The organism is Streptomyces sp. NBC_01498 (assembly GCF_036327775.1).
Classification (GTDB): Bacteria; Actinomycetota; Actinomycetes; order Streptomycetales; family Streptomycetaceae; genus Streptomyces.
This window is the reverse complement of the sequence record NZ_CP109598.1, coordinates 5,404,304-5,415,823: the sequence shown is the minus strand read 5'-3', so window position 1 is coordinate 5,415,823 and position 11,520 is coordinate 5,404,304. Positions and strand designations below refer to the sequence as shown.

General features: G+C 71.6%; 5 protein-coding genes. All 5 read right to left on the bottom strand.

The features are described from left to right. Positions 1 to 89: 89 nt before the first annotated feature. The gene (gene pulA / locus OG875_RS23140; RefSeq protein ID WP_443079177.1) at positions 90 to 5,420 is read right to left on the bottom strand and encodes a pullulanase-type alpha-1,6-glucosidase; all 5,331 of its coding nucleotides are present in this window, start codon (positions 5,418 to 5,420) and stop codon (positions 90 to 92) included. A gap of 149 nt (positions 5,421 to 5,569) precedes the next feature. Next, positions 5,570 to 7,270, bottom strand: coding sequence for a carbohydrate-binding module family 20 domain-containing protein (locus OG875_RS23135; protein WP_330176139.1), 1,701 nt, complete (start codon positions 7,268 to 7,270; stop codon positions 5,570 to 5,572). A 481-nt stretch (positions 7,271 to 7,751) separates the two neighbouring features. After that, entirely contained in the window at positions 7,752 to 8,813 is a 1,062-nt protein-coding gene (locus tag OG875_RS23130; RefSeq protein ID WP_330176138.1) for a LacI family DNA-binding transcriptional regulator, read from the bottom strand. Then, complete coding sequence (locus OG875_RS23125) at positions 8,798 to 10,501, bottom strand: glycoside hydrolase family 13 protein (protein WP_330176137.1); 1,704 nt, start codon at positions 10,499 to 10,501, stop codon at positions 8,798 to 8,800. Before OG875_RS23125 ends, OG875_RS23130 begins: the two co-directional genes overlap by 16 nt. Before the next feature lie 126 nt (positions 10,502 to 10,627). Then, on the bottom strand, positions 10,628 to 11,518 hold the full coding sequence (locus OG875_RS23120; RefSeq protein WP_330177869.1) for a sugar ABC transporter permease: 891 nt from the start codon (positions 11,516 to 11,518) through the stop codon (positions 10,628 to 10,630). Between the last annotated feature and the right edge of the window lie 2 nt (positions 11,519 to 11,520).

Below are 11,520 nucleotides of genomic sequence, written 5' to 3'. Positions count from 1 at the left end.
CGCCGACAACCTGGGCAGTTTCCTCCGTCCGAGACCGGTCTCCCGGCGGTCGGCGCGCCGGACACGGGCGCGCCGACCGCCGGGTGCGGTCAGGCGCCGGTCCGGAAGACCGCCACCGTCCGTGCCGGTACCGAGAAGGTCCCGGAACTCGCCTCGTACGACGCCCGTTTGACCGTCGCGTCCGCTCCCGCCGCCTGCACCGGGTGCAGCCCGTACGGCCGTCCGGCGAGCGCCGTGACCCGCTGGGTGGCCGTCTCCGGGGCGGCGTTGAGGACCACCACCAGCTCGCCGAGGCGCATGGTGACGACGCCGGGGGTCTCGTCCGGTCCGGAGAGCGGGAAGGACAGCGCGGACTGGACCGCGCCGATGGAGTCGAGTCCGAAGGCCGGCTCCGTGGTGCGGATCGTGAGCAGATCCCGGTACGCGGCCGAGGCCCCGGTGATCTCCGGGCAGTCGGGCGTGATGCCCGGTGTCGCCAACAGAGGTTTGGCGAAACCCCACTTGGGCTCGTTGTCGGTGGCGGGTGGCAGACCGCGCCCGAAGCCGTTGCCGTCCCGGCAGTCCCAGTGGATCGCGTTGAACCAGTCGCCGCTGTCGTAGGAGTTGCGGTCCAGCGACTTGGAACGCAGCAGGTCCGTGCCCGCCTGGGAGAGCGACGGCCCCTGGGTGAGCGCCGCCGTCGCCATCGCGAGCACCTGTGCCCTGGCCCGGTCGGCGGCCGGTGTGGCGCGCGGGAGTTTGAAGGCCAGCGCGTCGTAGAGGCTTTCGTTGTCGTGCGCGTCGGAGTAGGCCAGCGCGTCGCCGGGCGCCTCGGCGTACCCGGCCGGGGCGCCGTTGTAGTCGACCTCGGAGCCCTTGACGGTGCGGCCCGAGCTGTCGGTGAAGGTGTAGTCGGCGAGGTTGCCGGTGAGGCCGACCTTGATCAGGTCCTGGTAGTGCAGCAGCCGGGCCCGCTGCTCGGCCGGAGTGCCGTTGGCGGCCCAGGAGTTGGGGTCGGTGAAGAGACCGGAGGCGAAGCCCTGGACGCCGGGGTCCTCGTCGAAGGGGCCGCCGCCGCGTACTGCGTCGCGCGCCCGGTCGGAGAAGGTCGCGATCCCGGTGCCCGCCATGTTCTTCTGGGTGGCCTGGACGAAGCGGGCGTCCCCGGCGATCTCGCCGAAGTCCCAGCCCTCGCCGTAGAGGACGATCGCCTTGCCGTCGACCCCGTCCTTCGCGACGGTCAGCGCGTCCAGCGCCTTGCGCACGGCGAGGATGTTGGCCTTGGGGTGATGGCCCATCAGGTCGAAGCGGAAGCCGTCGACCTTGTACTCCCTGGCCCAGGTGACGAGGGAGTCCACCACGAGCTTGCCCATCATGGCGTGTTCGGGCGCGGTGTTGGCGCAGCAGGTGGATGTCGCCACCGTGCCGTCGTCCATCAGCCGCTGGTAGTAGCCGGGCACGATCCGGTCGAGTACGGACTTGGGGTCCTGGCCGCTGGCCACCGTGTGGTTGTAGACGACGTCCATCACGGTCCGCAGCCCGGTGCCGTTGATGCCCTGCACCATCCGGCGGAACTCCACCGTGCGCTTCGTGCCGTTCGGGTCACTCGCGTAGGAGCCCTCGGGCACGGTGTAGTGCAGCGGGTCGTAACCCCAGTTGAAGCCGTCCTTCGCCGCCGCCTTCGCGACGCACGCCTGCTGCTCGTCGGAGTCGGGGGCGTACACGGACAGCTCACAGGCCGGTTCCTGCTGGTCGGCCGGTTTCTCCGGGATGGTGCCGATGTCGAAGGCGGGCAGCAGATGGACGTAGGAGGTTCCCGCGCCGGCCAGCCGGGCGAGGTGCTTCATGCCGTTCGAGCGGGTGTCGGTGAAGGCCAGATAGCGGCCGGGGTGGTCCGAGGTGCGGTCCGTGATCGAGAAGTCGCGGATGTGCAGCTCCTGGATCTGCGCGTCGCGCATCGGGACGGCCTTCGGCTTCTTCAGCGCGGACCAGCCCTTCGGGGCGAGCTTCGGGTCACCGAGGTCGACGGCGAGGCTGCGCGCGGAGTCGGCGGTCAGCGCGGTGGAGTACGGGTCGGTGACCTTGTTGGTGACCCTCTTTCCCACGGTGGGCGCCCAGACGTCGACCGCGTACCGGTAGGGCTTGCCCGTCCAGTCGCGGGTGCCCCGCACGGACCACACGCCGGTGCGGTCGTCGCGCCGCATCGGCACGCTCCGGCCGCCGAGTTCGAGCTGGACGCGCCGGGCCGTGGGCGCCCACACCGACAGGGTGGGGCGGCCGTCGCGGAAGACGGGCCCGAGTGCGGCGCGGGTCGCCCCCGCCGCGTACAGGTCGTCCAGGACACCGGGGATCTGGACGCCGGTCGCGGCCAACAGGGCGCCGTTGGCGGCGCGTTGGGTGGCGATGAGCTGGCCGCGCAGCGACTCCTTCACCCGGTCGCGGTCGCGCGGGTCCACGGTGAAGGCCGGGAAGTCCTTCAGGTGCGGGTACTTCGCCCGCTGCGCGTCGGTCAGCGCTCCGGGAGTGAGCCGCAGCCACTGCCCCTCGTCGGAGAGCGCGCCGTTCTCGACGGTGATGCCGCCGTCCGGCGCGTACACGAGTTGCTGGCTGGTCGCCTCGGTGGCCTTCACCTTCCACACGACGGTGTCGCGGTCGATGAACTGAGCCTCGGCCTTGCCGAGGTCCGGGGCGGGGACGGCGCCGGAGGTGGGCAGCAGATAGCCGGGCCGCCCGGCGAGCATCCAGACCTCGTTGCCGTACGTGGCCAGGTCGAGCGACTGGTCGGACGGCAGGTCCTTCTCGTCGCCCTTGTGCAGGATGTAGCTGAGTGAGGTGGCGCCCTCGGCGAGCGGCACCTCGTACGTGACGCCGTACGCGTCCTGCTTCACCGGCAGCAGCGGCTTCGCCCAGTCGGTGGGGTCCTTGGCGCCGGTCCAGGTGTGCAGGCCCCAGCCGTCGTAGTCGCCGTCGGGCCGCTGGTGGTGCAGGACCGCCTTCGTCTTGTCCTGCGGCGGGTACGCCCCGTCGGGTGCCTTCTCGCTCTGGCCGTCCGCGCCCTGCTCGATCCACACCTCGCCGGTCTTCGCCAGGTCGACGGTGCGTTCGGGCCCGTCCGGGGTGCCGTTCTTGACGACGGTGTACGGGACGGACGAGGCGCCCTCGGGGACGTCGACCCACGCGAACGCGCCGTACGCGTCCCGGCCGGTGAACTCCCCCTTCTTGTCACCGGAGTTGAGCTGCCAGCCCTCGTAGTCGCCGTCGGCGCGCCGGTAGTGCACGATCGCGTGCTCGCGCTTCACCGCCGTCGGCGGTTCGGGCGCGGGTGTCTGTCCGGCGGTCGAGGAGGCCAGGTCCGAGGCGGTACGGCCCCGGCTGTCGACCGCGACGGCCTTGTAGCGCAGGGGTGTTCCGGCGGGGGCGTCCACGAACTGCGTGACCTTGTACGGCGCGTGGTCGGCGCTGCCGAGGGTGCGCCAGGGGCCGTTGCCGACCTGGGCGGCGAAGACGACACGGTTGAGCTGTCCGCCGTCGACGTCCGCGCCGAGTTCCACGGTGCCGGTGGCTCCGGCCCCGGGAGCGTCAAGGGTGATGGACGGCTCGGCGGTGGGCGGCGCGAGGGGTTCGGCCGCGCGCAGCACGAGGGAGGACAGCGCCGGGACGGTGACCTCGATGGCCGCGTCGGCCCCGCTGCGTACGGCGCCGGGTGTCCCGCCGTACAGCACGCGGAAGGTGGCGCCCGCCGAGCCGGTGGGCACCTTCACGGTCTTCGCCGTGGCGGCGTTGTTCACGGCGACGACGTACTCCTGCCGCTGCCTGGCGTCGGTGCGGGAGAACGCGTACACGGAACCGTCCGCGTACCGCTCGGTCTGGACGCCGTCCCGCAGCGCCGGGTGACTCTTCGTCAGCTTCGACAGGCCGGCGACGGCCCGGTAGAGCGGGTGCGCCGGGTCGTACGCGTCGGAGGCGTGCGTCCGGTCGGTACCGAGCTGGTCGTCGTCCAGATAGTCGGGGGTGGTGGACGCGAAGAGGCTCTGGCGGGCGTCCTTGTCGCCGCCCGCGCCGGTGAAGCCCTGCTCGTCGCCGTAGTAGATCACCGGGTTGCCGCGGCTGAGGAACATCAGCTCGTTGGCGAGACGGGCGCGCTTGACCAGTTCGGCGTCACCGGCGTCCGGGTTGTCCTGCCGGAGGAAGGTGCCGATACGGCCCATGTCGTGGTTGCCGAGGAACGACACCTGCTCGTAGGCGTTGGCCTTGTCGGTGGTGTAGCGGTAGTCCTCGGCGAAGACCTTCGCCAGCCGTTCGGCGGGCGCGCCCTGCGAGGCGTAGGCGCGCGCCGCGTCCTGGAAGGGGAAGTCCAGCGTGGAGTCGAGCCGGCCCCGGGTCACGTACGGCGAGGTGACGGCCGGGTCGGCGGAGTAGACCTCGCCGAACATGAAGAAGTCGTCCCGGCCGCGCTTCGCGGCGTAGGCGTCGAGCGCGGTGGCCCACTGGGTCCAGAAGTCGAGGTCGACGTGTTTGACGGTGTCGATGCGGAAGCCGTCGATGTCGAAGTCGCGGACCCACTTCTTGTAGATGTCCGCCATCCCGTCGACCACCTCGGGCCGTTCGGTCCACAGGTCGTCCAGGCCGGAGAAGTCGCCGTACTCGGAGCTTTCCCCGGCGAAGGTCGAGTCGCCCCGGTTGTGGTACATCGTGGGGTCGTTGAGCCAGGACGGGACCTTCTTCTCGCCCGCCTTGGGTGCCGGGGTGTAGGGGAACGCGTCGGCGTCCACCCGCCCGAGGCCCTCGCGGTCGTCGAAGGGGCGGCCGTTCTTGTCGAGATACGGGTGGGAGCCCTTGGGGCGGTAGCCGTAGACCTTCTCGGCGTAGTCGACGGTGTCGGCCGTGTGGTTGGTGATGACGTCGAAGAAGACCTTCATGCCCTTGTCGTGGGCCTTGTCGATCAGCTTCTCCAGTTCGGCGTTGGTGCCGAAGTGCGGATCGACCTGGGTGAAGTCGGTGATCCAGTAGCCGTGGTAGCCGGCCGAGACGTCGTCGCCCGTGCCCTGCACCGGCTTGTTCTTGAAGATCGGCGCCATCCAGATGGCGGTGGTGCCGAGGCCCTTGATGTAGTCGAGCCGGTCGGTGATCCCCTTGAGGTCGCCGCCCTGGTAGAAGCCCTTGTCGGCCGGGTCGTGACCGGTGTCGGTGCGTGAACCGGTCAGTCCGCCGCGGTCGTTGGACCGGTCGCCGTTGGCGAAGCGGTCGGGCAGCACGAAGTAGAACTGCTCGCGCGTCAGGTCGTGCCGGGCGGGCTCGGCGGCGAGCCGGGCGTCCGACGGCGGGGCCGGGGCACGGGCGGCGACGGCCGGCAGCGCGGGCACCAGGGCCGCGCAGAGGGCCGCGGCCACGACGGCGACGGCCGCCGTGCGCGGGAGCGCGGGCAGGGGCGGGCGAATCACGCGGGGTCTCCTCGGGGTACGGGAAGGCGGCCGGCCCGGCGACGGCGCGCGTGCCGGGGGCACGGGTGCGGGATCGCCGGGACGGCCGGATGGTGCGGGGGGTGCGGGGGGTGCGGGTTCCGTGGGGGGTAAGTCGGTTTGGGACGGGGTCAGTTGCGCCAGGTGTCGTTCAGCGGCAGCGGGCCGGACGCGGTGCTCGGCACGGTGGCCGTCCGGTTGGCGCCGCTCTCCCACGTCACGTTTCCGGCCGCGTCCTTGCGGATGTACTTGTACGCGAAGGACGTACCGGCGGGCAGCGGCACGTTCAGCTTCCACACCGGGTAGGCGGCCGGGTCGAGCTTGAGGGCGGCCCCGGTGTTCCAGTTGCCGAGTTCGGCGCGGTCCCCGGTGACATGGATGTTCTGGCCGGGCTGCGTCGTCGCGTTCACCCCGAACGTCACCCCGAAACGGCCCGGCTGCGGCGAGCCCCCGCCGCAGGAGCGGGCCCCGGCGTGCAGGGCGACGGCCGTGTTGGCGCCGAGCGTCGCGGTGAACTGGCCGGAGCCGTTCACCGTCACCCCGTTGCCGCTCTGCACGTCGCAGTAGTCACCGGCGGGCAGCGACGTCTGGAAGGTGCGGCTGAGCGCGGAGCCGGTGTAGTTGAGGGCGACGTACGCCTTCGAACCGCGCCCGAAGGCGATCCGGTCACCGCCGTCGTCCCACCAGTCGGTGACACCCTGGCCGCGCGCCGCGTTGCGGAAGCCGACCATGGAGGAGATCTCGCGCCAGGCGTGCTGGCACTTCCACCCGTCGGCGTAACAGGCGTTGACCGTGCCGCCGTTGGGCGGTCCGGCGTCGTGGTTGGAGAACTCGTAGCCGGAGTGCACGTCGGGCGAACCGTACGGGTACGCGAGCATGAACACGTTGGCCAGCGTGTACGCGGCGCCGTTCTTGTAGTTGAGGGTGTCGCCGCCGCGCTCGGTGTCGTGGTTGTCCACGAAGACGGCCGACTTGGCACCCTGCATGAAGCCCCAGCCCTCGCCGAAGTTCTTCAGGTACGCGAGGTTCTCGTTGAGGAAGACCTGCTTGAGGCCCCGGCCGTAGCGGAACTCCTGGACGTCTCCGGTGCCGAGGTACTCACTCGGCGACACGGCCTCCCCGCCGCCGAATATCGCCTCCTGCTTCCAGTACACGCCCGGATTGCTCAGCCGGGACTTGATGTTGGCGAGGTCGGCGGCCGGCATGTGCTTGGCGGCGTCGATCCGGAAGCCGTCGACCCCGAGCGAGCTGAGGTCGTTCAGATACGCGGCGATCCGGCCGCGTACGTAGTCCTCGCCGGTGTCCAGGTCGGCCAGGCCCACGAGTTCGCAGTTCTGGACGTTGCCGCGGTCGCCGTAGTTGCTGATCTGGGAGCGGCAGTCGTCCATGTCGGCGCCCGAATAGATGCCGGGATACTCGTACTTGGCGTACGAGGTGCCCCCGGTGCCGGTGCCCGAACCGGCCGACATGTGGTTGATGACGGTGTCGGCGACGACCTTCACCCCGGCGGCGTGGCAGGTGTTGACCATGGCCTGGAAGGCGGCACGGTCGCCGAGCCGCCCGGCGATCTTGTAGCTGACGGGCTGGTACGAGGTCCACCACTGGCCGCCCTGGATGTGCTCCTGGGGCGGGGAGACCTGGACGTAGCCGTAGCCGGCCGGGCCGAGGGTGTCCGTGCAGGCCCTGGCGACGGAGTCGAAGCGCCACTCGAACAGGACGGCGGTGACGTCCTTCTCGCCGGGCGGCGCGGCCTGGGCGGGGCTTCCCGGAGCCACGAGGGCCGCCGCGCCCGCCACCAGGGCGAGTACGAGGGCGGGAACTCTGCGGGCCATGTTTCCTCCTGCGTGGGGGAGGTGCGGACGACGGGGAGAGCTGGGCGGGACCAGGTCCTGTCCGGGCCCTCAAGGCTCTTGAATGTTCTTGCTGCAAGAAAGCAAAGCGTGTCGCGACCAGACCGTACGAGCCCCGCAACTCCCGGTCAACCCTCTGGACAACACCGGGTAACACCGCGGAAATACAGGAATCGACGGACCGCAAGAACTTCCGCAAGGTGTTGCGCGGGGGTACGTTCGTCAGGACTCCGGTCCGGCGCGGGGAGCCCCGGGGGTCACACCTCCCGCCGCCCCACCCGGGGCCCGCCCCCGGGGCTCCCGCGCGCACGCACGACCCGGGACCTCCCGCCACCCGGCCGGCACCGGGCGAGGACTCCCGCGCGCACGACGGACCGCCGGCCCGGGGCCCACGCGCGGGACGCGTCGAGCGGGTGACATCTGCCAAGCAAAGACGGTGCTCAGCCACGCACATGACGGCCCCTCAGCCCGTACGCGCGCCCGCCGTCGACCCCCGCACCACCAGCTCCGGCTGGAACACGTACTCCGTCCGCTGCACGGGACTTCCGCCGATCTCCTCCAGCAGCGCGCCCACCGCCGCGCCCGCCATCGCCTGCACCGGCTGGCGCACCGTCGTCAGCGGCGGGTCGGTGAAGGCGATCAGCTGCGAGTCGTCGAAGCCCACCACCGACAGGTCGTACGGCACCCGCACTCCTCGCGCGCGGGCCGCCCGCACCACCCCGAGCGCCATCATGTCGCTGCCGCAGACGATGCCCGTGCAGCCCAGGTCGAGCAGCGCGCCCGCCGCCACCTGACCGCCCTCCACACTGAACAGCGTGGAGCAGACCCGCTCCTCGGCCTCCTCACGGGTCAGCCCCCGTACGGCGGCCAGCGCGTCGAGGAACCCCTCGCGCTTGCGCGCCGACGGGACGTACCGCAGCGGCCCCGTCGCCAGCCCGATCCGCCGGTGTCCCAGATCCGCCAGATGCCCCACGGCCATCCGCATGGCCGCCCGGTCGTCCAGGGACACGAACGGCGCGCTGACCCGGTCGTTGCAGCCGTTGATCATCACGAACGGCACGCCCCGGTCGATCAGCGCGGCGTACCGCGCCGGGTCCGCCGACGTGTCCGCGTGCAGCCCCGACAGGAAGACGATGCCGCCGACGCCGCGCTCCACGAGCTGCTCGACCAGCTCGTCCTCCGTTGCCCCGCCCGGGAGCTGGGTGCAGAGGACGGGCGTGTAGCCGTGCCCGGCCAGCACCTGCTCGACGGCCTGGGCGAACGCCGGGAAGATCGGGTTGACCAGTTCCGGGGTCACCAGACCGATCAGCCCGGCGCTGCGCCGCCGCAGCCGTACGGGGCGCTCGTACCCGAGGACGTCGAGCGCGGCGAGCACCCGCTGGCGGGTGCTGTCGGCGACACCGGGCTTGCCGTTGAGCACCCGGCTGACGGTGGCCTCGCTGACCGATGCCTGTCCCGCGATGTCCGAGAGCCGGGGTGTCCCGGCTCCGGACCTGGGGAGGGGCAGTGTCACACCGTCCACCACACCGTGGTGTCGGCGGGCAGTTCGGCCTCGTGGACGCCCGCCTCGGCGCCGGGGCGGGTGACGGTGCCGGGTCCGCTGGCGAGCAGGAGACTGCCCCGCACCGGGACCCGCACCGGCGCGCCGGTGGTGTTGACGGTGCAGAGGAAGCCGGGCCGGGCGAAGACGAGGACCCCCTCCGGGGCGTCCCGCCAGTCGACGGACACCCCGGCGCCGAGCCCCGGGTGCGCGCGCCGGGCGGCGATGGCCGCGCGGTACAGCTCCAGGCTGGAGCCCTCCACGCCGGTCTGCGCCTCGACGCTCAGCTCGCCCCAGCCGACGGGCTGCGGCAGCCAGCTGCCGCCGGGGCCGAAGCCGTACGAGGAGCCGTCGCGGGTCCACGGGATCGGCACCCGGCAGCCGTCGCGGTAGCCGTCCTGGCCGGCCGCGCGGAAGTACGAGGGGTCCTGCCGGGCCTCGTCGGGCAGGTCGGTGACGTCGGGCAGTCCCAGTTCCTCGCCCTGGTAGACGTAGGCGGAGCCGGGCAGGGCGAGCATCAGCAGGGTCGCGGCGCGGGCCCGGCGCAGACCGAGCGCGCGGTCGCCCGCCTCCCGGAGCTGGGTGCCGAGGGAGAGGGGGTGGGCGAAGCGGGTGGTGTGCCGGGTGACGTCGTGGTTGGAGAGCACCCAGGTGGTGGGCGCGCCGACGGGGCGCATCGCGGCGAGCGAGGTGTCGATGACGTCGCGGAGCGCGGCGGCGTCCCAGAAGGTGCTCAGATACTGGAAGTTGAACGCCTGGTGCATCTCGTCGGGGCGCACGTAGTGGGCGGTGCGCTCGACGGTGGGGGTCCAGGCCTCGGCGACGGCGATCCGGTCGCCGGGGTACTCGTCCAGGATGGTGCGCCAGCTGCGGTAGATCTCGTGGACGCCGTCCTGGTCGAAGAAGGGCAGGCCCCGCTCGCTGCTGCCGAGGAGCCCGAGCTGGCCGCCGCTGCCGACGTCGGGCAGCCCGGCGGCCTTGACGAGTCCGTGGGCGACGTCGACCCGGAAGCCGTCGACGCCCATGTCGAGCCAGAAGCGCAGGATGGAGCGGAACTCGTCGGCGACGGCGGGGTGGTCCCAGTTGAAGTCAGGCTGTTCGGGCGCGAAGAGGTGCAGATACCACTCGCCGGGGGTGCCGTCCGGGTCGGTGGTCCGGGTCCAGGCGGGGCCGCCGAAGATGGACTCCCAGTCGTTGGGCGGGAGTTCACCGTCGGCGCCCTTGCCGGGGCGGAAGTGGTAGCGCTCGCGCAGCGCCGAGCCGGGGCCGTCCCGGAGGGCGCGGCGGAACCAGTCGTGCCGGTCGGAGGAGTGGTTGGGCACCACGTCGACGATGACGCGCAGGTCCTGCGCGTGCGCGTCGCGGATCAGCGCGTCGGCGTCGAGGAGCGAGCCGAACATGGGATCGATGGCCCGGTAGTCGGAGACGTCGTAGCCCGCGTCGGCCTGCGGCGAGGCGTAGAACGGGCTGAGCCAGACGGCGTCGACCCCCAGCGCGCGCAGATACGGCAGCCGGCTCCGTACGCCTTCGAGATCGCCCATGCCGTCACCGTTGGCGTCGGCGAAACTGCGCGGATAGACCTGGTAGATCACCGCGTCCCGCCACCAGCCGGCGGGCCGGCCCGGGGCGTCGTCGGACGTGCCGGTGGAGGGGGCAGCGAGGTGCTGGGTCATGTCGTCCCTGGGGGTCTGGGAGGGAGCGGCGCCGGGGTCCGGATCGGCCCCGGCGCCGCCGTCACTGTCGCTGTGCTGCGGGGTGCGGGTGCGGTGGTGCGTGTCGTACGGGCGGCGAGGGCGCCGTCAGCCCTTCACGGCACCGGCGGAGACACCGGTCACCAGATGGCGCTGCGCGAACAGGAAGACGATCGCGGCGGGTATCGCGATGAGCACGGACGCCGCCGTCATCGGACCCCACTGGGCGCCGTACTGGTTGACGAACTTCTGCAAACCGCCCGCGAGGGTGAGGTTCTCGTCGCCGACCATGAAGGCGGAGGCGTACGCCACCTCGCCCCAGGCGGTGATGAAGGAGTAGAACGCGGTCACCGCGAGTCCCGGTTTGGCGAGCGGCAGGATCAGCCGCCAGAAGGTGCCGAACGGGGTGAGTCCGTCGACCATGCCGGACTCGTCGATCTCGCGCGGGATGGTGTCGAAGAAGCCCTTCATCATCCAGGCGCAGAACGGCACGGCGATCGTGAGGTATGTGATCACCAGTCCGGCCGCCTGGTTGAGCAGGCCGAGGCTCGACATGATGTTGTAGAGCGGCACGATGAGCACGGCCATCGGGAACATCTGGGTGATGAGCAGGGTCCACATGAGGCCGCGTTTGCCGGGGAAGCGGAAGCGGCTGACGGCGTATCCGGTGGTGGCGGCGGTGAACACGCCGAGCACGGTGGTCAGTCCGGCGATCAGCAGCGAGTTGCCGAACCAGGTGAGGAACGGTGTGTCCGCCAGCAGCTTGGTGTAGTTCTCGAACGTCGTGTCCTTGAAGAAGTCCGTCGTCGTCGCGTACGCGGCGGGCTTCAGGGACGTCAGCAGTACCCACAGCACGGGGAAGACCGCCACGACGGACGCCACGATCAGGGTGGCGTGCAGGCCGACGGAGGCGACGGGCGAGCGGTCGCCCCGGCGGCGTACCTTCTCCGCCGGGCGCGCGGGGGCGGCGGGCGGGGCGCCCGCGCCGGTCTCGGTCAGGG

Excerpts from the sequence above, each read along its gene's own strand:
- OG875_RS23125 (WP_330176137.1), bottom strand. The coding sequence starts at position 10,501 with ATGACCCAGCACCTCGCTGCCCCCTCCACCGGCACGTCCGACGACGCC.
- OG875_RS23135 (WP_330176139.1), bottom strand. The coding sequence starts at position 7,270 with ATGGCCCGCAGAGTTCCCGCCCTCGTACTCGCCCTGGTGGCGGGCGCG.